Annotated in this window: 3 protein-coding genes; all 3 read left to right on the top strand. The window is 73.5% G+C overall.

Features of this window, described 5'->3' with window-relative positions:
* The first annotated feature begins 195 nt into the window (after positions 1-195).
* On the top strand, positions 196-9729 hold the full coding sequence (locus tag AB0F03_RS25795; RefSeq protein ID WP_361996006.1) for an SDR family NAD(P)-dependent oxidoreductase: 9534 nt from the start codon (positions 196-198) through the stop codon (positions 9727-9729).
* A gap of 35 nt (positions 9730-9764) precedes the next feature.
* Entirely contained in the window at positions 9765-15380 is a 5616-nt protein-coding gene (locus AB0F03_RS25790) for a type I polyketide synthase (RefSeq protein WP_361996004.1), read from the top strand.
* 58 nt (positions 15381-15438) lie between these two features.
* The coding region (locus AB0F03_RS25785; protein ID WP_361996002.1) for a type I polyketide synthase at positions 15439-23813 on the top strand (8375 nt) is incomplete at its 3' end.

Below are 23813 nucleotides of genomic sequence, written 5' to 3'. Positions count from 1 at the left end.
GCGTCGGAGTCTATTTCCTGCGGTCCATCGCCCTAAACTCCTCCGAGGGGAATTCTCGTCGCCCCTGGTCGGGGAGATGTAGGGGGGGTTAGGGGGCTGCCGAATGGCGTCGTAAGGCACAACAATTCCGGGTAGGGGGAATCATCTGCCATTGCGGGCTGCCCGTCTGCTGTCACCCCGGAGGGATGACGACACATGTTGCGCACGGAGCTGATCCGGCCGATTCCCGAACTGCTGGTCCGCCAGGCCCGTCGCTTCGGGGCCAAGGTCGCCTACAGCGATGACCGGCGCAGTGTCAGCTACACCGAGCTGGAGCTGCGCACCCGTCGGCTGGCCGGCCACCTGGCGGAGTTGCGACTGCAACCCGGCGACCGCGCGGCCATCTGTCTGGGCAACCGCGTCGAGACCGTCGAGAGCTACCACGCGATCACCCGGGCCAGCGCCATCGGCGTCCCCGTCAACCCGCAGAGCAGCGACGCGGAACTCACGCACATCCTCGACGACAGCGGCGCCCGGATCGTCATCACCGACCACCTCCACGTGGAGCAGTTGCGGCGACTGCTGCCGGACCGCCCGCACCTGACGGTCGTTCTGGTCGGTGACGAGGAGGTGCCGTCGGACTTCCTGCCGTACGAGACGTTCGCGACCCGTGACCCGGCCACCCCGGCCCGCGACGACCTGGGCCTGGACGACCTGGCGTGGATGCTCTACACCTCGGGCACCACCGGCAGGCCCAAGGGCGTGCTCTCCACCCAGCGCAACTGCCTGTGGTCGGTGGCCGCCTGCTACGTCCCGGTGCCCGGACTCGGCCCCGAGGACCGCGTCGTGTGGCCGCTGCCCCTCTTCCACAGCCTGTCGCACATCGCCTGCGTGCTGTCCGTCGTGGCCGTGGGTGCCAGCGCCCGCATCATCGACGGCCTCTCGGCCGAGGACGTGCTGACCGCGCTGCACGAGGAGCGCGCCACCCTGCTCGCCGGCGTCCCCACCCTGCTGCACTACCTTCTCGACGCCGCCCGTGAACGCGGCTTCGCCGCACCCCGGTTGCGCGTGGCCCTCGTCGGCGGCGCGGTCACCACCGCCTCGCTGCGCCAGTCGTTCGAGCGTGTCTTCGGCGTCCCGCTCATCGACGCCTACGGCTCCACCGAGACCTGCGGATCCATCACCGTCAACTGGCCCTCCGGCGCGCGTCCCGAGGGCTCCTGCGGCCTGCCCGTGGTGGGCCTGGGCGTACGGCTGGTGGACACCGGGACCGGCGAGGACGTCGCCGACGGCCGGGAGGGCGAGGTGTGGGTACGCGGCCCGGGAGTCATGGCCGGCTACCACAACCAGCCCGAGGCCACTGCCGCCGCCTTCCAGGACGGCTGGTACCGCACCGGTGACCTGGCCCGCCGCGACCAGGCCGGCTACTTCACCATCACCGGCCGCAAGAAGGAACTCATCATCCGCGCCGGCGAGAACATCCACCCCGGCGAGGTGGAGGAGGTCCTGCGCACCGTCCCCGGCGTCGCCGACGTCGCTGTCGTCGGCAAGCCGCACGACGTCCTGGGCGAGGTGCCGGTCGCGTTCATCGTCCCCGGCCCGCAGGGACCGGACACGGAACGGATGTTCGCCGAGTGCCGCGACCGGCTCTCCTACTTCAAGGTGCCCGAGGAGCTGTACGAGATCGCATCGATCCCGCGCACCGCCTCCGGCAAGATCATGCGCCATCGGCTGCTGGAGACCCACGCCCGGCTGCGCGCCACCAGCAGCGGCCTGTACGACTCGCTGTTCCGCGTCGACTGGATCCCGAGCTCCCCGCTGTCCCTGGGCGGTCTCGAGCACGCACCGGGCCGCTGGGCGCTGGCCGGTCCCGACCTCCTCGGCCTGGCCGGCGCCCTGGACGACGCCGGCGTACCGTGCGACGTCCACACCGACCTGGCCGCCGCCCACGCGGCGGCCCGCCCCCCGGCACAAGGCGGCCCCGACGTCCTCCTCGTGGACCGGACCGCCGACGCACCCGAGACGGCGGACGTGTCCGGGGCGGGCGTACGGCGGTCGGCCGCGGCCCTGGAGGACTGGCTCGCCGACGAGCGGACCGAAGGTGTCACGCTCGTGATCCTCACCCGCCGCGCCGTGGCCGCCGGGAACGGCGAGGACGTGCGGGACCTCGCGCACGCCCCGCTGTGGGGCCTGGTACGTGCGTTACAGACCGAGCACCCCGGCCGGCTGGTGCTCGCCGACCTCGACGTGGACGGCCTCGGCGAGCACGGCGCACGCCCGTTGACCGCCGCCGTGACCGCGGGCGAGCCACAGCTCGCCATCCGCTCCGGCGTCGTCCTGCTGCCACGCCTGGCCCGCGTCTCCATGGACCGGGAGGAGCCGTCGCTCCCGCCGCTCGACCCGGACGGCACCGTGCTGGTCAGCGGCGCCGCCACCGCCCGGGGCAGCGCGCTCGCCCGGCATCTCGTGGCGGCGCACGGCGCCCGTCACCTGCTGCTGACCTTCACCTCCGGCCACGGCGACGAGACCGTGCAGACGCTGCGCGCCGAACTCACCGCGGCCGGGGCCCAGGTCACCGCCGTCGCCTGCGACCCGGGTGACCGGGCCGGGCTCGCCGCACTGCTGGCGGACGGTGGACGGCCGCCGCTGACAGCCGTGGTGCACGCCGAAGAGGCCACCGGCACCGGCGCCGCGGCCGAGGCGGCACACACCCTGCACGACCTGACCGCCGACCACGACCTGGCCGCGTTCGTCCTGTGCTCCTCGCCCCTCGGCGTCCTCGGCGCTCCCGGCGCCGGCGAGGCCGCGGCCGAGAGCGCCGCGCTGGAGGCGCTGGCACAGCACCGGCGCGCCCACGGCCGGCCCGCACTGTGTCTGGCCTGGGGCCCCTGGCAGGACGGCGCGACCGAGGGCACCGGGGCCGCGGTCCCCTTCGCCGCCGGTGAACTGACCGAACAGCAGGCCCTGGTGATGTTCGACGCCGCGCACGCGGCCGACGAGGCGGCGTTCGTCGCGATGCGTCTCGACAACGCCGCCCTGCTCCGCGGCCCCGTCCCCGCCCCGCTGCGCGGCCTCGTCGACACCACGGCCCGGCAGGCCCCCGCGGAGGCCGCGGACCTGCGCGACCGCCTGGCCGGCCTGCCCGCGCGGGAGCGCGAGGAGACGCTGCTGCGGCTGGTGCGCGCCGGGACGGCCGCGGTCCTCGGCCGCACCGACACGGACGGCATCCCGGCCGACCGGGCCTTCAAGGAACTGGGCCTCACCTCCGTCATGGCCGTCGCCCTGCGCGACCGGCTCGGCGCGGCAACCGGACTGCGACTGCCCGCCACCAGCGCCTTCGACCACCCCACCCCCGCGGCCCTGGCGCACCGGCTGCTGCGCGAGGTCCTCGGCGAACCCGCCGACGGTTCCGCCCGGCCTCTGCCCGTGACGGCCGGCACGGCCCGCGACGAGCCGATCGCCATCGTCTCGATGGGCTGCCGGCTGCCGGGCGGTGTCACCTCCCCCGAGGAACTGTGGCGCCTGGTCGCCGAGGGCGCCGAGGGCCTCTCCCCGTTCCCGGCCGACCGCGGCTGGAACCTGGAGGAGCTGTACGACCCCGACCCCGACGCCGCCGGCACGTCCTACGTCGAGGTGGGAGGCTTCCTCGACGACGCCGCGGGCTTCGACGCCGCCTTCTTCGGCATCTCCCCGCGCGAAGCCCTGGCCATGGACCCGCAGCAGCGGTTGCTCCTGGAGACCTCCTGGGAGGTCTTCGAACGCGCCGGCCTGGACGTGACCGCCCTGCGCGGCACGGACGTCGGTGTCTTCGCCGGGGTCATGTACCACGACTACACCTCGCGGGCGGTGCGGCCCGCGAAGGAGATCGAGGGCTACCTCGGCGTCGGCGGCGCGGGCAGCGTCGTCTCCGGCCGGGTGGCGTACACCTTCGGCTTCGAGGGTCCCGCGGTGACGGTCGACACCGCGTGCTCGTCGTCACTGGTGGCCCTGCACCTGGCCGCCCAGGCGCTGCGCTCGGGGGAGTGCTCCCTGGCGCTGGCCGGCGGTGTCGCGGTCATGTCGACACCGGGCAGCTTCGTGGAGTTCTCCCGGCAGCGGGGTCTGGCCGCCGACGGCCGCTGCAAGGCGTTCGCCGCCGCGGCGGACGGCACCGGCTGGTCCGAAGGCGTGGGCCTGCTGCTGCTCGAACGGCTCTCGGACGCCCGCCGCAACGGCCATGACGTCCTGGCGGTCGTACGCGGCACCGCCGTGAACCAGGACGGCGCGTCCAACGGCCTCACCGCGCCCAACGGCCCCTCCCAGCAGCGCGTCATACGCCGGGCCCTCGCCAACGCCGGTCTGACACCCGCGGACGTCGACGCCGTCGAGGCGCACGGCACCGGCACCGCCCTCGGCGACCCGATCGAGGCACAGGCCCTGATCGCCGCCTACGGACAGCACCGCCGGACCGGCGAGCCGCTGTGGCTGGGCTCGCTGAAGTCCAACATCGGGCACACGCAGGCCGCCGCCGGTGTCGCCGGTGTGATCAAGATGGTGGAGGCGATGCGGCACGGCGTGCTGCCGCGGACGCTGCACGTGGACGCGCCGACCCCCGAGGTCGACTGGACGCGGGGCGCCGTGGCACTGCTGACCGAGGGCCGGGACTGGCCCGAGACCGGTCGCCCGCGCCGCGCGGGCGTGTCCTCCTTCGGTATCAGCGGCACCAACGCCCACGTCGTCCTGGAACAGGCCACCGGCGAACCCGCCCCGGCCGGCACCGCCCCCGGCGGCACGCGGGAGTGTGCGCTGCCCGAGGGGCTCGTCCCGCTCGTGCTCTCCGCCAGGTCGGCGCAGGCACTGCGCGCCCAGGCCGCACGCGTCGCCGCCCTCCTCGCGGACGATCCCGCCCCTTCGCCTGCCGACGTGGCCCTCACGCTCAGCGGCCGGGCCGCCTTCGAGCACCGCGCGGCCGTCGTCGCCGACTCCCCGGAGGAGGCCCGGCGCGGCCTGACGGCCCTCGCCGAGGGCGACGACACGGCCGACGCCGTCACCGACGGCAAACTCGCGGTCGTCTTCCCCGGACAGGGCGCGCAGCGCGTCGGAATGGGCCGCGAACTCCACGCCGCCTTCCCGGTGTACGCCCGCGCCTTCGACGAGGTCTGCGCCGCCCTGGACCGGTGGCTCGACCGCCCGCTGCGCGACGTCGTCCTGGCCGAGCCCGGTACCCCGGACGCGGACCTGCTCGACCGGACCGCCTACACCCAGGCCGGCCTCTTCGCGGTGGAGGTGGCCCTCTTCCGCCTGGTGGAGTCCTGGGGCGTACGGCCCGACCTCGTCGCCGGGCACTCCATCGGCGAACTCGTCGCCGCCCACGTGGCCGGCGTCTGGTCCCTGGAGGACGCCGCCACCCTCGTCGCCGCCCGCGGCGCGCTGATGCAGCGGCTGCCCGAGGGCGGCGTCATGATCGCCGTCCAGGCCACCGAGGAGGAGATCGCCGCCGGTCCGCGCGACGGCGTCGCGATCGCCGCGCTGAACGGCCCCGAAGCCGTGGTCCTCTCCGGCGACGCCGCGGCCGTCGAGGCCCTCGCCGCCCGGTTCGAGGCCCGCGGTCGCAGGACCAGGCGGCTACGCGTCTCGCACGCCTTCCACTCGCCGCGCATGGAACCGATGCTCGGCGCCTTCCGGGAGGTCGCCGCCGGACTGACCTTCTACACCCCCGCTCTGCCCGTCGTGTCCAACCTGACCGGCGCCCTCGCCGACCCCGCGGAGCTGTGCGCCCCCGAGTACTGGGTGCGCCACGTCAGGGACACGGTCCGCTTCTCGGACGGCCTGCGCACCTTGCGCGAGCAGGGCGCCCGCACCGTGCTGGAACTCGGACCCGGCGGCGTGCTGACCGCCATGGCCCAGGACTGCCTGCCCGACGACGTCGACTGCGTGGCCGCGCTGCGTGACGGCAGGCCGGAGCCGAAGGCGCTGCTGACCGCCGTCGCCCGCGCCCACACCCGGGGCGCCCGGGTCGACTGGCCCGTGCTGTTCGCCGGCAGCGGTGCCCGCCGCACCACGGTGCCGGCCTACGCCTTCCAGCACGAGCGCTACTGGCTGGACGCCTCCGACCCCGGCGCCGGCGGCCTGGACGCCGCGGGCATCACCGCCGCCGGCCACCCCCTGCTCACCGCCACGGTCGACCTGCCCGAGGCCGACGCCGTCACCCTCACCGGACGCCTCTCCCTGGCCGCGCAGCCCTGGCTCGCCGACCACGCCGTCGACGGCACCGTACTGCTGCCCGGCACCGCCCTCGTGGAGATGGCCCTCCGCGCCGGCGACGAGATCGGCCACGGCACCGTCCGCGAACTCGTCCTGGCCGCCCCCCTGGTCCTGCCCGACAGCGGCGCCGTACGGATCCGCGTGCACGTGGGCCCTCCCGACGAGACCGGCGACCGCCCCGTCTCCGTCCACTCCCGGCCGGACGGCGGCGACACGGTGTGGACCCGCCACGCCGGCGGCGTCCTGACCAGGACGGCCGACGACTCCGGGACCGGCCAGGAACCGTGGCCGCCCACGGACGCCACCGCCGTGCCCGTGACCGACTTCTACCGGGAACGCGCCGCGGCCGGATACGAGTACGGCCCGGCCTTCCAGGGCCTGCGCGCGGTGTGGACCCGCGGCGAAGAGGTCTTCGCCGAGGTCGCCCTCGACGACGAACTGCACACGGACGCCGACCGGTTCGGCCTCCACCCGGCCCTCTTCGACGCGGCCCTGCACCCCAGCGCCCTCGGCGCCGTCGCCGAACCGGACGACGGCCGGCGCCTGCTGCCCTTCGCGTGGCAGGGAGTGCGGCTGCACGCCGCGGGCGCCACGGCTCTGCGGGTCCGGCTGACCCCGGCCGGACCGAACGAGGTGTCCCTGCGCATCACCGACACCACCGGCGCCCCGGTCGCCGCCGTCGACTCCCTCGTCCTGCGCCCGGTGGCCGCGGAGCAACTGCGCCCGGCCGTCGAGCCGGGCCACGACGCGCTGTTCCGCACGATCTGGACGGCGTTGCCGGTGGAGGCACGCGCGGACGGGCTCGACGGCATCCGCGTCCTCGACGCCACCGGCACAGGTACCGGCGCGGAGGCCGTGCGCGAGCTGACCGCACGCGTGCTGGCAGAGCTACAGGCGTTCCTCGCGGACCCCGGCGACGACACCGCGCGGCTGCTCGTACTCACCCGCGGCGCGGTCGCCGTACACGGCGGCGAGACGGTCACCGACCCGGCGGGCGCCGCGGTCTGGGGCCTCGTGCGCTCCGCCCAGTCCGAGAACCCCGACCGCCTCCTCCTCGCCGACCTCGACGGACACGCCGCCTCCCGTGACATCCTCACCGGCGTCCCGGCCGCCGCCGCGGCCCTGGAGGAGCCACAGTTGGCGCTGCGCGAGGGCGAGGTCCTCGTGCCGCGGCTCGGCCGGCTCGCCGACGACACCCTGACGATCCCGGACGGAGCCCGCACCTGGCACCTGGACACCACCGGCCCCGGCACCCTGGAGAACCTGGCCCTCCTACCGGACGCCGAACCGGGACCACCGGCACCCGGCCAGGTCAGGGTCGCCGTACGCGCCGCCGGGATGAACTTCCGCGACGTCCTCATCGCCCTGGACATGTACCCGGGCCGGGCCGCGATCGGCGGCGAGGGCGCGGGCGTCGTCCTGGAGACCGGCCCCGGCGTCACCGCCCTGGCGCCCGGCGACCGCGTCATGGGCCTGTTCCCCGGCGGGGCGTTCGGGCCGGAGGCCGTCACCGACCAGCGCAGACTCGTCCGCGTCCCCGCCGGCTGGAGCTTCGCCCAGGCCGCCGCCGCACCCATCGCCTTCCTCACCGCCCTGTACGGGCTGCGCGACCTGGCCGGCCTCCGGGCCGGCGAGAGAGTCCTCGTCCACGCCGCGGCCGGTGGTGTCGGCACCGCCGCCGTCCAGGTGGCCCGCCACCTGGGTGCGGAGGTGTTCGGCACCGCGGGCCGCGGCAAATGGGACGCCCTGCGCGCGGCCGGGCTCGACGACACGCACATCGCCGACTCCCGGACCACCGGCTTCGAGCAGCGCTTCCTGGAGGCCACCGGCGGCCGGGGCGTCGACGTCGTCCTTGACGCCCTGGCCGGTGAGTTCGTCGACGCGTCGCTGCGTCTGCTGCCGCGCGGCGGCCGCTTCCTGGAGATGGGCAAGACCGACGTCCGCGACGCCGCCGAGGTCGCGGAGCGCCACCCCGGCGTGGAGTACCGGGCCTACGACCTCGCTCAGGCGGACGACGACCGGCTGCGGCAGCTGCTCGACGAACTGGCCGACCTCTTCGAACGCGGCGTTCTCGGCCCGCTGCCGGTGACGGCGTGGGACATACGGCGCGCCCCGGACGCGTTCCGGCAGCTCGGTCAGGCCCGTCTCGTCGGCAAGGCCGTACTGACCGTGCCGCGCCGCCCCGATCCCGGGGGCACCGTCCTCGTCACCGGCGGTACCGGAGCCCTCGGCGCGCTCGTCGCCCGTCACCTCGTCACCGAGCACGGTGCGCGCAACCTGCTGCTCACCAGCAGGCGCGGCCCCGACGCTCCCGGCGCGGCCGAACTCACCGCCGAACTGACCTCCCTGGGCGCGTCGGTACGCGTCGCGGCCTGCGACGCCGCCGACCGTGACGCGCTGGCCCGGCTCCTGGATTCCGTACCGGCCCGGGAGCCCCTGACAGCCGTGGTCCACGCCGCGGGCGTCGTCGACGACGGCGTGCTGTCCCTGCTCACCCCGGAGCGGATGGCCGCCGTCCTGCGGCCCAAGGCCGACGCCGCCCTGAACCTGCACCAGCTGACCAAGGACCTGGACCTCGCCGCCTGGGTGCTGTTCTCCTCGGCCGCCGGTGTCCTCGGCAACCCCGGACAGGCCAACTACGCGGCGGCCAACTCCTTCCTCGACGGGCTCGCCCGGATACGTCACCGCCAAGGGCTGCCCGCCGTGTCACTCGCGTGGGGCCTGTGGTCGTACGCCAGCGACATGACCGGTGCGCTCGCCGTGGCCGACCTGCGGCGCACCGAACGCGCGGGCATGCTCGGCCTCGCGGCCGACGAGGGCCTGGCCCTGTTCGACGCCGCCCTGACGGCCGACGAGCCGGCCCTCGTACCGACCCGGCTCGACCTGTCCGTACTGCGCGGCCAGGCAGCCTCCGGCGGGCTCCACCCGCTGCTGCGCGGACTGGTCCGGGCGCCGCGCCGCGCTACGGGAGCCGGTCCGGCCACCGGCCGCACGCTCGCCGGACGGCTCGCCGCGCTCCCGGCCGACGAGAAGGCCGCCTTCGTCCTGGACGTCGTCCGCAAGGAGGCCGCGGCCGTCCTCGGCCACGCCGACGCCTCGCTGGTCCTGCCCGACCGCGCCTTCAAGGAGGCCGGCTTCGACTCGCTCACGGCGGTGGAGCTGCGCAACCGCCTCGGCAAGGCCGCCGGGAAGCGGCTGCCGACGACCGCCGTGTTCGACTATCCGGCGCCCACCGCGCTCGCCCAGTACCTGCTCAAGGCCCTCGACCAGGAGACCGACCCGGTCACCGCAGGGCTCGACGCCCTGGAGAGCGCGCTCGACGCGCTCCTCACCCAGGAGCTGACGCACTCCGGCATCCACTCCCGGCTGCGGTCCCTGGGCACGCGCATCCAGGAGGCCGCGCTGAACGGCACCTCCGCGGAGACCGCCCCCACCACGGACCGCCTCGAAGACGCCACCGCCGACGACGTCTACGCCTTCATCGACAACGAGCTCGGACTCGGCTGACCCGCCGCCCCACCCGGAAGAGGAGACCAGGTTCCATGACCACCGACGAGAAGGCGCTCACCTACCTCAAGCGGGTCACGGCCGAGCTTCAGCAGACCAGGGAGGCCCTGCGCGAGGAGCAGGGCCGGCGAACCGAACCCATCGCCATCGTCTCGATGGGCTGCCGGCTCCCGGGCGGAGTGACCTCACCGGAAGGACTGTGGCACCTGGTGTCCGAGGGCACCGACGCGATCAGCGCGTTCCCGGCCGACCGCGGCTGGGACCTCGACGCCCTCTACGACCCCGACCCGGACGCGTCCGGCACGTCGTACGTGCGGGAGGGCGGCTTCCTCGACGACGTGGCCGGCTTCGACGCGGACTTCTTCGGCATATCCCCGCGCGAGGCACTCGCCATGGACCCGCAGCAGCGGCTGCTCCTGGAGACCTCCTGGGAGACCCTGGAGCGCGCCGGGCTCGACCCCTCCACTCTCAAGGGCGACAGCGTCGGCGTCTTCACCGGGGTCGCCGGACAGGAGTACGCGCCCCGCATGGGCACCGGCTCCCAGGAGATCGAGGGCTACGTGCTGACCGGCGGTGCCGGCAGCGTCGTCTCCGGCCGGATCGCCTACACCTTCGGCTTCGAGGGTCCCGCGGTGACGGTCGACACCGCGTGCTCGTCGTCTCTGGTGGCCATCCACCTGGCCGCGCAGGCGCTCCGCAACGGCGAGTGCTCGCTCGCGCTGGCGGGCGGGGTGGCCGTGATGTCGACACCGGGCGCCTTCGTGGAGTTCTCCCGTCAGCGGGGACTGTCCTTAGACGGCCGGTGCAAGGCCTTCGCCGCCGCCGCGGACGGCACGTGCTGGGCGGAGGGCGTCGGAGTGCTCCTCCTGGAGCGCCTGTCGGACGCCCGCCGCAACGGCCATGACGTCCTGGCGGTCGTGCGCGGCAGCGCCGTGAACCAGGACGGCGCGTCCAACGGCCTGACCGCGCCCAACGGCCCCTCGCAGCAGCGCGTCATCCAGCAGGCCCTGGACAACGCCCGCCTGTCGCCGTCCGACGTGGACGCCGTCGAGGCCCACGGCACCGGCACCGCCCTCGGCGACCCGATCGAGGCACAGGCCCTGATCGCCACCTACGGCCGCACCCGTTCCGCGGACACGGCGCTGTGGCTGGGCTCGCTGAAGTCCAACATCGGGCACACGCAGGCCGCCGCCGGTGTGGCCGGTGTGATCAAGATGGTGGAGGCGATGCGGCACGGCGTGCTGCCGAGGACGCTGCACGTGGACGCGCCGACGCCCGAGGTCGACTGGTCCGCCGGTGCGGTGGAGCTGCTGACCGAGGCCCGGGACTGGCCGGAGACCGGTCGCCCGCGCCGCGCGGGCGTGTCCTCCTTCGGCATCAGCGGCACCAACGCCCACATCATCCTGGAACAGGCCCGGCCCGAGGAGCCGGCCGACGCCCCCGAACCGGCCCGCACGGTCCCCGGCGGCGTCATGCCGCTGGCGCTCTCCGGCGCCACACCCGACGCCCTCCGCGCCCAGGCGGCCCGCCTCGCCGACCACCTGCGCACGCACCCCGGCACCTCCCTGCACGACGTGGCCCTGTCACTCGTCACCACCCGCAGCCGGTTCCCGCACCGCGCCGTGGCCGTCGCGGGCACCCACCAGGAAGCGGTGGAACGGCTCGCCGCCCTCGCCGCCGCCCCCGACACCGTGCCGGCCACCCACCCCCGGGAAGCGGTGTTCGTGTTTCCGGGTCAGGGGGCGCAGTGGGTGGGGATGGCGGTGGGTTTGTTGGCGGAGTCGGAGGTGTTCGCGGGGTGGATGGCGCGGTGTGGTGAGGCGTTGGCTCCGTTCGTGGGGTGGTCGTTGGTGGAGGTGTTGGGTGATGAGGAGGCGTTGGGGCGGGTTGATGTGGTGCAGCCGGTGTTGTGGGCGGTGATGGTGTCGTTGGCGGGGTTGTGGCGGTCGGTGGGTGTGGAGCCGGTTGCGGTGGTGGGGCATTCGCAGGGGGAGATCGCGGCGGCGTGTGTGGTGGGTGGGTTGTCGTTGGAGGAGGGTGCGCGGGTGGTGGCGCGGCGTAGTCAGGTGATTGCGTCGGGTTTGGCGGGGTTGGGTGGGATGTTGTCGGTGGGGTTGCCGGTGGGTGTGGTGGAGGGGCGGTTGGGTGGGGGGTTGTCGGTGGCGGCGGTGAATGGTCCGTCGTCGGTGGTGGTTGCGGGTGTGGTGGGGGAGTTGGAGGTGCTGGAGGAGGAGTTGCGTGGGGAGGGGGTGCGGGTGCGTCGGGTGGCGGTGGATTATGCGTCGCATTCGGTGGGGGTGGAGCGGGTCGAGGGTGTGTTGGGGGAGGTGTTGGGGGGTGTGTCGGGTGTGTCGTCGGGGGTGCCGTTCTTTTCGACGGTGACGGGGGGTGTGGTGGATACGGCGGTTCTGGATGGGGGGTATTGGTATCGGAATTTGCGGGAGCGGGTGCGTTTTGAGGAGGTGGTGCGTGCGTTGCTGGGGTCGGGGCGGCGGGTGTTCGTGGAGGTGAGTCCGCATCCGGTGCTGGGGTTCGTGGTGGCGGAGACGATGGGTGCGGTGGGTGTTGATGGTGTGGTGGTGGGGTCGTTGCGGCGTGGTGAGGGGGGTTGGGAGCGGTTCTTGCGGTCGGTGGGTGAGGTGTATGCGGGGGGTGTGGATGTCGATTGGCGGGCGGTGCTGGAGGGGTCCGGCCGGCGGGTCCAGCTGCCGACGTATCCCTTCCAGCACCAGCGCTACTGGCTGAAGGCGGAACGTACGGCCGGCGACGTCTGCGCCGCCGGACTCGCCGCTCCCGGACACCCACTCCTCGGCGCCGCCGTGGAGCTGCCCGGAACAGGCGGCGTCGCCTTCACCGGCCGCTGGTCCCCGCACACCCACCCCTGGCTGGCCGACCACGCCGTCTGGGGCACGGCCCTGCTGCCCGGCACCGGCTTCGTCGACCTCGTCCTCACCGCCGGCGCCGCGGTCGACTGCGGCTCCATCGAGGAACTCGTCCTCGAAGCGCCCCTGATCCTCCCCGAGGACGACGCCGTCCAGGTGCGCGTCGAGGTCGGCGCGGCCGACGAATCCGGCCGCCGCACCGTCTCCGTCCACTCCCGCCCCGAGGCCGACGACCCCGACTGGACCTGCCACGCCGGCGGCACCCTGGTCCCCGCGGACCCGGACCCCTCACAACCGGCGCTCGACTGGCCCCCGGCCGGCGCCACCGCCGTACCCGTGGACACCGGGTCCGTCTACCAGGGCCTGGCCGAGCGCGGCTACGAGTACGGCCCGGCCTTCCAGGGCCTGCGCGCGGTGTGGACCCGCGGGGACGAGATCTTCGCCGAGGTCGCCCTGCCGGAACAGCAGCAGGAGGACGCCGAGCGGTTCTCGCTGCATCCCGCCCTGCTCGACTCCGCGCTGCACGCGCCACTCCTCTACGGCACCGGCCTTCCGCGGCTGCCCTTCTCCTGGAACGGCATCACCCTGTGGACCCGCGGCGCCTCCCGGCTCCGGGCGCACTTCGTGCCCGCCGGCGAGGAGACCTGGCAGGTCACCGTCACCGACCGGACGGGCGCACCCGTCGCCCGCGTCGAGGCACTCATCGGCCGCCAGGTGACACCGGAGCAGCTCGCGGAGGCCCGACTGGCCCGCGAGAGCGGCTCGTCCCGCCTCGACAACTGGGTGTACGGCACGAGCTGGACCCCCACCGAGGCGACGGACACGGCCGCGGCACCCCACGGCACCTGGCTGGTGGCCGTGCCCGCCGGCCGGACGGACGACGCCACCGTGACGGCCTGCGTCACGGCGCTCGGCGAGGCGGGCGCCCACCCCGTCGCGCTGCCGGTCGACAGCTCCGACCGCACGGCCGTGGCCGCACTGCTCACCGACACCACGCACGGCGAGGACACCGTCGCGGGCGTCCTCTCCCTGCTCGCCCTCGACGAGTCCGACCACCCCGACCACCCCGGCGTCACCGGCGGCCTGGCCACCACGCTCGCCCTGCTCCAGGCGCTCGGCAACACCGGCGTCGAGGCCCCCGTCTGGCTCGCCACCGACGGCGCGGTCGCCACCAGCGCCACCGACCCGGTGCGCAACCCGCGCCAGGCCGCCCTGTGGGGCCTCGGCCAGGTCGTCGCCCTCGAACACCCTGGCCGCTGGGGCGGTTTGATCGACCTGCCCGGCACGTTCGACGACCGCGTCCGCGCCGGGCTCGGCACCGTACTGGGCGGCGGCACCGGCACCGAGGACCAACTCGCGCTCCGTGGGGAAGCGTTGCTCGCCCGCCGCCTGGAACGGACAGCGCTGCACCGGCCGCTGCCCGACGAGACCGGGTGGCAGCCCACCGGGACGGTACTGATCACCGGTGGCACCGGAGCGCTCGGCGCCCATGTCGCCCGCCGGCTGGCCGCCAAGGGCGCCGAGCACCTCCTGCTCGTCAGCCGGCGCGGCCCCGACAGCCCGGGAGCCGCGGAACTGACCGCCGAACTCACCGAGGCGGGCGCCCGGGTCACGGTCGCCGCCTGTGACGTCGCCGACCGGCAGGCCCTGGAGGACCTGCTGACCAAGTCGGCGGCCGACGGCGACCCGATCCGTGCCGTGGTGCACGCCGCGGGCGTCAACGGCTTCGGCTCCCTCGCGCAGACGACACTCGCCGACTTCGGCGCCGTCGTCTCCGCCAAGGCGGCCGGCGCGGCCCACCTCGACGCACTGCTCGCCGACACCGGCCTGGACGCGTTCGTCGTCTTCTCCTCCATCGCCGGTGTCTGGGGCAGCGGCAGCCAGAGCGCCTACTCCGCGGGCAACGCCTACCTGGACGCCCTGGCCCTGCACCGGCGCGCCCACGGCCGGCCCGCCACCTCCGTCGCCTGGGGCGCCTGGTCCGGCGGCGGCATGGTGGACGCCGCCTCGGCCCCGCAACTGCGCCGCCAGGGCATCCGGTCCGTCCGTCCCGAACTGATGCTCACCGCACTCGACCGCGCCCTGACGGGTGACCAGAGCGGGCTCACCGTCGCCGACATCGACTGGAAACGCTTCTACCCGGCGTTCACCGCCGCCCGGCCCTCCGCCCTCCTGACGGGCATACCCGAGGTACGGCGCATCGCTGCCGCCGACGCCCGTGCCCGGCGCGCCGACCTCGCCACGGCCGGTTCGTTGCAGCGCCGCCTGGCCGGCCTCGGCGAGGACGCGCAGAAGGAGATCCTGCTCGACCTGGTCCGCGCCGAGACCGCCGTCGTCCTCGGCCACCAGGACGTGCACGCGATACACCCGGACCGCGCCTTCCAGGAACTGGGCTTCGACTCGCTCACCGCCGTCGAACTGCGCAACAGACTCTCCGCGGCCACCGGCCTGCGGCTGCCCGCCACCCTGCTCTTCGACCACCCGGCACCCGCCGTGCTCGTCGACCACCTGAGGAACGCGCTCACCCCCGAGGGCGGCCCCAGCGCGCACCCGGCAGTGGCGGACGTGGAGAAACTGAAGGCCGCGCTCGCCTCCGTACCCGACGACCGGGCGGTCCGCGCCCAGGTCACCGCCGCCCTGCACGTCCTGCTGGCCAAGTGGTCCCCGGACACCGCCCAGGACGAGACGGACGACGATCTCGAGTCGGTCACCGACGACGAGGTCTTCGACATCATCGACAACGAGTTCGACGAATTCACCGCTTCCTGACGCCGTCCCCGCTGCCCGCCCGCCGTCAGAAGTCTGTTTCTAGGAGCTGACCTTCCCCATGGTCGACGACAAGAAGTACCGCGAATACCTCAACAAGGCCGTCGCCACCGCACGTCAGGCCACGCGCCGGCTGCGTGAGGTCGAGGAGAGGGCATGGGAGCCCATCGCCATCGTCGGTATGGCCTGTCGGCTGCCGGGCGGGGTGACCTCCCCGGAGGACCTGTGGCGGCTCGTGGCCGACGGCACCGACGCCATATCCGCCTTCCCGGCCGACCGCGGCTGGGACCTGGAGGGCCTGTACGACCCGAACCCCGACGTGCCGGGCACGTCGTACGTCCGTGAGGGCGGCTTCCTCCACGGCGCGGCCGACTTCGACGCGGGCTTCTTCGGGATATCCCCGCGCGAGGCGCTGGCCATGGACCCGCAGCAGCGGCTGCTCCTGGAGACCTCCTGGGAGGTCTTCGAGAGCGCCAACATCGACCCCACGTCACTGCGCGGGCACCGGATCGGCTTCTACACCGGCGTCATGCACCACGATTACGCCCCACGGGTGCGCCAGGTTCCCGAGGACCTGGAGGCGTACATCGGGCGCGGCAGCACGGGCAGTTTCGCCTCCGGCCGCGTGTCGTACATGCTGGGCCTGGAAGGCCCCTCGGTCACGGTCGACACCGCGTGCTCCTCCTCGCTGGTCGCCATCCACCTCGCCGTGCAGTCCCTGCGCACCGGCGAGTCGGAGATGGCGATGGCGGGCGGCGCGGCCGTGATGTCCGACAGCAAGATGTTCGTGGAGTTCTCCCGCCAGCGCGGCCTCTCCCCGGACGGCCGGTGCCGGGCCTTCGCGGCGAGCGCCGACGGCACCGGCTTCTCCGAGGGCGTCGGCGTACTCCTCCTGGAGCGCCTGTCGGACGCCCGCCGCAACGGCCATGACGTCCTGGCGGTCGTGCGCGGCACCGCCGTCAACCAGGACGGCGCGTCCAACGGCCTGACCGCGCCCAACGGCACCGCGCAACGGGAGGTCATCCGCCAGGCGTTGGAGAACGCCCGGCTCTCCGCCGCCGACGTGGACGCCGTCGAGGCGCACGGCACCGGGACCTCCCTCGGTGACCCGATCGAGGCCCAGGCGCTGATCGCCACGTACGGCCAGGAACGGCCCGGCGACGGTCGACCGCTGTGGCTGGGCTCGCTGAAGTCCAACATCGGGCACGCACAGTCGGCCGCCGGTGTGGCCGGTGTGATCAAGATGGTGGAGGCGATGCGGTACGGCGTGCTGCCGAGGACGCTGCACGTGGACGCGCCGACGCCCGAGGTCGACTGGTCCGCCGGTGCGGTGGAGCTGCTGACCGAGGCCCGCGAGTGGCCGGAGCGCGACGAGCCGCGCCGGGCCGGCGTGTCGTCCTTCGGCCTCAGCGGCACCAACGCCCATGTGATTCTCGAGTCCGCGCGGCCCGCGCCCGACGAACCCGGCCCCGCGACCGAACCCACCGAGCCGACCGAGCCCGGGCGGACGACCGTCGAGCGTGCCGTCCCGCACGGTGTGGTGCCGTTGGCCCTCTCCGGCAAGTCCGCCGACGCCCTGAGCGCGCAGGCGAAGCGGCTCGCGGCCTTCCTGGAGAGCCACCCCGGGACGCCGCTGCCCGACATCGCCCTCTCCCTGACCTCGCGCGCCGTGTTCGACCACCGGGGTGTGGCCGTCGCGGGCACGCACGCCGAGGCCGTCCAGCGGCTCACGGCCCTCGCGGAGGACGCCACGGTGTCCACCGGCACCCACGGTGACACCGGTGTCGTGTTCGTGTTTCCGGGTCAGGGGGCGCAGTGGGTGGGGATGGCGGTGGGTTTGTTGGCGGAGTCGGAGGTGTTCGCGGGGTGGATGGCGCGGTGTGGTGAGGCGTTGGCTCCGTTCGTGGGGTGGTCGTTGGTGGAGGTGTTGGGTGATGAGGAGGCGTTGGGGCGGGTTGATGTGGTGCAGCCGGTGTTGTGGGCGGTGATGGTGTCGTTGGCGGGGTTGTGGCGGTCGGTGGGTGTGGAGCCGGTTGCGGTGGTGGGGCATTCGCAGGGGGAGATCGCGGCGGCGTGTGTGGTGGGTGGGTTGTCGTTGGAGGAGGGTGCGCGGGTGGTGGCGCGGCGTAGTCAGGTGATTGCGTCGGGTTTGGCGGGGTTGGGTGGGATGTTGTCGGTGGGGTTGCCGGTGGGTGTGGTGGAGGGGCGGTTGGGTGGGGGGTTGTCGGTGGCGGCGGTGAATGGTCCGTCGTCGGTGGTGGTTGCGGGTGTGGTGGGGGAGTTGGAGGTGCTGGAGGAGGAGTTGCGTGGGGAGGGGGTGCGGGTGCGTCGGGTGGCGGTGGATTATGCGTCGCATTCGGTGGGGGTGGAGCGGGTCGAGGGTGTGTTGGGGGAGGTGTTGGGGGGTGTGTCGGGTGTGTCGTCGGGGGTGCCGTTCTTTTCGACGGTGACGGGGGGTGTGGTGGATACGGCGGTTCTGGATGGGGGGTATTGGTATCGGAATTTGCGGGAGCGGGTGCGTTTTGAGGAGGTGGTGCGTGCGTTGCTGGGGTCGGGGCGGCGGGTGTTCGTGGAGGTGAGTCCGCATCCGGTGCTGGGGTTCGTGGTGGCGGAGACGATGGGTGCGGTGGGTGTTGATGGTGTGGTGGTGGGGTCGTTGCGGCGTGGTGAGGGGGGTTGGGAGCGGTTCTTGCGGTCGGTGGGTGAGGTGTATGCGGGGGGTGTGGATGTCGATTGGCGGGCGGTGCTGGAGGGGTCCGGCCGGCGGGTCCAGTTGCCGACGTATCCCTTCCAGCACCAGCGCTACTGGCTCGACGCCGACGACCGGCCCGCCGTGGAGGCCGACCCGGTGGACGCGGCCTTCTGGGCCGCGATCGAGGCCGGTGACACCGGCGCCCTCGCCGACGACCTCCAGCTGAAGGCCTCCGTACTCGACGAGGTCCTGCCCGCACTGTCGTCCTGGCGCCGCCGCAAGCAGGAGCGGACCGTCATCGACGGATGGCGCTACCGACTCGGCTGGGACCGCGTCGACGCCGCCGGTACCGTCGCCGGTACTGCTGCGGGCACAGCCGTCGGTACCGCCGCCGTCATCGTCCCCGATACCGCTGGCGGTACAGCCGTCGGCACCGTTTCCGGTACGTGGCTCGTCGCCGTCGGCAGCGACGGTGGCCCGCTCGCCGACGCGGTCGCCGACGGACTCGCCGAACGGGGCGTACGGACGGTGCGCATCGAGGTCGACACCGAGAACGCCGACCGCGAGACGCTGGCCGCCGCCCTGACCGACCGGGATGTCACGGGCGTCCTGTCCCTCCTCGCGCTCGACGGACGGCCACACCCCGTCCACACCACCTGGTCGCGCGGCACGATCGGCACCGTCGCGCTCGTCCAGGCACTCGGCGACGCGGGGATCGAGGCACCCCTGTGGGCGGTCACCTCCGGAGGCGTCGCCGTGGCCGACTCCGCCGAACTGACCGACGCCTCCCAGCACGCGATGTGGGGTATCGGCACCGTCCTGGCCCTGGACCACCCGCGTACCTGGGGCGGCCTCGTCGACCTGCCCGCCGGCACCACCGAAGCCGACCCGCGCACCCTCGACCTGCTGTGCACCGCCCTCTCCGGCACCGTCGACGAGGACCAGCTCGCCGTACGCCCCGACGGCCTGCACGCCCGCCGCATGCGCCGCGCCCCGCTCGACGGCGCCCCGGCAGTCAAGCCCTGGACGCCGCGCGGCACCGTCCTGGTCACCGGCGGCACCGGCGGCACCGGTGCCCATGTCGCCCGCTGGCTCGCCGAGCACGGAGCCGAGCACCTGGTGCTCACCAGCCGCCGCGGCCCCCACGCGCCCGGCGCCGACGAACTCCGCGCCGAACTGGAGGCCTTGGGCGCCCGGATCACCATCACCGCCTGCGACATCGCCGACCGGGAGGCAGTCGTCGGCCTCCTCCAGGACATCCCCGCCGAGCTGCCGCTCACCGCCGTCCTGCACCTCGCCGGCGCCCCCCAGACCGAATCCCCGCTGTCCGATCTCACCGTCGAGCAGTTCGCGGACATGGGCCGAGCCAAGATCGCCGGTGCCCGCCACCTGGACGACCTGCTCGGCGACCGCGACCTGGACGCCTTCGTCCTGTTCTCCTCCGGCGCCACCGCCTGGGGCAGCAACGGCCTCACCTCGTACGCCGGGGCCAACGCCCACCTCGACGCCCTCGCCCACCGTCGCCGTGCCCGCGGACTCACCGCCACCTCCATCGCGTGGGGTGCCTGGGGCGGCGGCGGCATGGTCGACGCGTCCATGGCCGGGGAGTTCGCCAAGCTCGGCATCACCCTCATGGAGCCCCACCTCGCCGTCGCCGCCCTGGTACAGGCCGTGGAGCACGACGAGACGCATGTAGTCGTCGCCGGCATCGACTGGACCCGCTTCGCCCCCGCCTTCGCCCTCTCCCGTCCCCGCCCCCTGCTGCGCGGCCTGCCCGAGGTCACCGAGATCCTCGCCGGCGCCACCGAGGACCAGCCCGACACCGACGCCTCCGCCCTCCGCTCCGAACTGCTGCGGCTCTCCCCGGCCGAACAGGAACGCCGACTGGTGGGCCTGGTCCGGGCCGAGGCCGGGGCCGTCCTGGGCCATGCCGACACCGAAGTCGTAGGCGAGGAACGGGCGTTCAAGGAGGTCGGCTTCGACTCCGTCACCGCGGTGGAACTGCGCAACCGGCTCAGCGCGGCCGTCCGGCTGCGCCTGCCCGCCACCCTCGTCTTCGACTACCCGAACCCCAAGGCACTGGCCGACCACCTGCGCACCGAACTCGTCGGCGACCGGTCCGCCGCCATCCCCGACACCGCCGACACGGCCCTTCCTGCCATCGTCGTACCGCCGTCGGCGACCGACGACCCGATCGCCATCGTCTCCATGGGATGCCGCCTCCCCGGCGGCGTGACCTCCCCCGAAAAACTGTGGACCCTGCTCGCCGAGGGCCGTGACGCGCTCGCCGACTTCCCGGCCGACCGCGGCTGGGACCTGGACAACCTCTTCTCCGACGACCCGGACGCTCCCGGCACGACCTACGTCCGCAAGGGCGGCTTCCTGCGCGGCGTCGCCGACTTCGACGCCGGATTCTTCGGCATCAACCCGCGCGAGGCCCTCGCCATGGACCCGCAGCAGCGCCTCCTCCTGGAGACCTCCTGGGAGGTCTTGGAGCGCGCCGGCATCGACCCGGCCTCCCTGCGCGGCACGGACGTCGGTGTCTTCACCGGCATGGGTGCCCAGGACTACACCCCACGGCTCGGCGGCGGCACCGAGGGCACCGAGGGATACGCCCTGACCGGCAGCGCCGGCAGCGTCGCCTCCGGCCGCGTCTCGTACGCCCTCGGCCTGGAGGGCCCCGCCCTCACCATCGATACGGCGTGCTCGTCGTCGCTGGTGGCGATGCACTCCGCGATGCAGGCACTCCGCAGCGGCGAGTGCTCACTCGCGCTGGCCGGCGGCGTCGCCGTCATGTCCACCCCGGGCGTCTTCGTGGAGTTCTCACGGCAGCGCGGACTGGCCCCCGACGGCCGGTGCAAGGCCTTCGCCGACGGCGCGGACGGTACGGCGTGGGCCGAGGGCGTAGGCGTGATCCTGCTGGAGCGTCTGTCCGACGCGCGACGCAACGGCCACGAGGTCCTGGCCCTGGTACGCGGCAGCGCGGTCAACCAGGACGGTGCGTCGAACGGCCTCACGGCGCCGAACGGTCCGTCGCAGCAGCGCGTGATCCGGCAGGCGTTGGCGAGTGCCGGTCTGTCGGCCGCCGACGTGGACGCGGTGGAGGCGCACGGTACGGGTACGTCGCTGGGCGACCCGATCGAGGCGCAGGCGCTGATCGCCACGTACGGCCAGGAACGCCCCGCCGACGATCGCCCACTGCTCCTCGGCGCCCTGAAGTCGAACCTCGGCCACACCGGGGCCACCGCGGGTGTGGCGGGTGTGATCAAGATGGTGCAGGCGATGCGGCACGGTGTGCTGCCGAAGACGTTGCATGTGGATGAGCCGTCGCCGAAGGTGGACTGGTCGGCGGGTGCGGTGGAGTTGCTGACGGAGTCGCGGGAGTGGCCTGAGAGGGGTCGTCCGCGTCGTGCGGGTGTGTCGGCGTTCGGTATCAGTGGGACGAATGCGCACGTGATCCTGGAGGCCGTCGAGGCTGAGCCGGTGGCGGAGCGTGCGGTGGTCCCTGACGGTGTGGTGCCGTTGGTGGTGTCGGGCAAGTCGGTGGAGGCGGTACGGGCTCAAGCGGGTCGGCTGGTGGACTTCCTGGGCGCGGATGCTTCGGTGAACCTCGCGGATGTGGCGTACTCGCTGGCGACCGCCCGGACGCATTTCGACCATCGTGCGGTGGTCGTCGCCGGGTCGGTGGGGGAGGCGCGGGAGGGTCTGGCGTCTTTACGTCCGCAGAGTGTGGTGCCGGCGGGCCGTCTGGGTGTGTTGTTCACCGGGCAGGGGTCGCAGCGGGTGGGGATGGGGCGTGAGCTGTACGGCGTCTTCCCGGTGTTCGCCGAAGCTTTCGATGAGGTGTGTGCGGCCGTCGACACTCAACTGGGCCGCTCGTTGAAGGCGGTGGTCTTCGAGGGCGGGGAGCTGCTGGAGGAGACGGGGTACGCGCAGCCGGCGCTGTTTGCGGTCGAGGTGGCGTTGTATCGGCTGGCGGAGTCGTGGGGCGTGCGTCCTGATTTCGTGGCGGGTCACTCGATCGGTGAGGTGACAGCCGCGTATGTGGCGGGTGTGTGGTCGCTGGAGGACGCGGCCACGCTGGTCGTCGCGCGTGGTCGGCTGATGCAGGCGCTGCCGGCGGGTGGCGTGATGGTCGCGTTGGAGGCCATGGAAGAGGAGGTCGCGCCGTTGCTGTCGGACGGTGTGAGCATCGCCGCGGTCAACGGGCCGACCTCGCTGGTGTTGTCGGGGGCTGAGGGTGCGGTGTTGGCGGTTACCGAAGCCCTGCCCGACCGTCGGGTGAAGCGGCTGCGGGTGTCGCACGCGTTTCATTCGCCGTTGATGGACCCGATGCTGGAGGAGTTCCGCGAGGTCGCGGCCGGGCTGACCTACAACGCCCCGGTCCTGCCGGTGGTGTCGAACCTGACGGGTGAGGTGGCGGACGCCGGACGGTTGTGCTCGCCCGACTATTGGGTGGAGCACGTACGTGGCACGGTTCGTTTCCACGATGGTGTGCGGGCGTTGCGTGATCAAGGCGTGCGTACGTTCCTGGAGTTGGGTCCGGATGGCGTCCTGACCGGGATGGTGGCGGAGGACTGTGTGCCGTCGCTGCGTCGGGACGTGCCCGAGGACCGGGCGTTGATGAACAGTGTGGGACAGCTGCACACGCGTGGTGTTGCCATCGACTGGGAACAGGTCTTCGCCCGCACCGGCGCACGCCGCGTTGACCTGCCCACGTACGCCTTCCAACACCAGCGGTATTGGCTCGCCGCCGCCGCGGCACCGGCGGGCGACATCGCGATGCGGCACCCGGTGCTCAACGCGGTGCTGACCGTGCCCGACACGGGCGGTGTGCTGTGCACCGGACGTCTCTCACGAGCCGCTCAGCCGTGGCTTTCCGAGCAGCTGCCGGGCGCAGACGTCGTGCCGGGAGCCGCAATGGTCGAGCTCGCGATCCGCGCCGGTGACGAGGTCGACGCCGGCACATTGCGTGAACTGACGGTCGAGACGCCGCTCGTACTGCCCGCCACCGGAGCGCTCCGCGTGCAGGTCTCTGTCGGCGGCGCCGACGACGAGGGGAACCGCACGGTCGGTGTCTACACCCGTCCCGAGCGTGGCGACGACTCCTGGACCCGCCATGCCACCGGCACACTGGCGCCTACGGGCGCGGCCGGCGAGCCGACTGGCGAGGCTCACCCGGCAGGCGAGTTCATCGAGGTCGCCCTGGACGAGGAACTCATCGCCGAAGCCGAGCGCTTCGGCCTGCACCCGGCCCTTCTGGAGGCCGCGGCCCATGTGACCGGCCTGTCGGGGATGTCCACCGAATGGCGCGGTACGACCCTCCACGCAGCCGGCGCCTCCACGGTGCGCGTTCGTCTGACGCCCACCGATTCCGACACGGTAAGTCTGGACATCCGCGACGCGGACGGCGCACCCGTCGCGTTTGTGGAGTCGGTCGTCCTGCGCGAAGTACCCCGGGACCAGTTGAGGGTGTCCGACGGTGGCGAGTCGTTGTTGCGGGTGGAGTGGTCTCGGGTGCCGGTGCCGGTGCCGGTGCCGGTGCCTGTGGACGCTGATGCCGGTGTGGTGGAGGTGTTCGAGGTCGGGGCGGTCGCGCTGGATGCGGAAGCCGTGCACGGTGTGACGGCTGAGGCGTTGTCGGCTGTTCAGTCCTTCCTTGCGTCGTCGCGGGAGGGGTCTTTGGTGGTGGTGACGCGGGGTGGGGTGGGTGTCGGGGAGGGGGTGGACGACCCGGCGGTGGC

Origin of the sequence: Streptomyces sp. NPDC028722 (genome assembly GCF_040637655.1) — a bacterium.
Taxonomy (GTDB): domain Bacteria; phylum Actinomycetota; class Actinomycetes; order Streptomycetales; family Streptomycetaceae; genus Streptomyces.
Note: the sequence above shows the minus strand (reverse complement) of the source record. Positions and strands in the feature narration are given on the sequence as shown.